Source organism: Streptomyces caelestis, assembly GCF_001279005.1.
Taxonomy (GTDB): domain Bacteria; phylum Actinomycetota; class Actinomycetes; order Streptomycetales; family Streptomycetaceae; genus Streptomyces; species Streptomyces heliomycini.
This window is the reverse complement of the sequence record NZ_LGCN01000178.1, coordinates 1-225: the sequence shown is the minus strand read 5'-3', so window position 1 is coordinate 225 and position 225 is coordinate 1. Positions and strand designations below refer to the sequence as shown.

At 72.0% G+C, this 225-nt stretch carries 1 protein-coding gene; it reads left to right on the top strand.

The genetic code is table 11. The annotated features are described in order from the left end of the window. Window positions 1-225, top strand: a 225-nt coding sequence (locus ADK41_RS16075; protein WP_245174636.1) for an IS3 family transposase, incomplete at both ends; no start/stop codon positions are given.

Here is a 225-nt window from a genome sequence, read left to right as displayed (position 1 = left end):
ACCGCCATCTGGCCACCGGGCAGGCCCGCGCCGGGCGCCAGGCCGAGGAGAAGCGGACCGTGAGCGAGATCCGCGCCATCCACGCCGCGCGCGATGGCGCCCATGGTGCCCCACGCGTCCATGCCGGGCTGCGCGCGAGGGGACGGCGGATCAACCGCAAGCGTGTGACCCGGCTGATGCGGGTCAACCACATCATCGGACGGCACCTGCGGAAAAAGAAGCGGA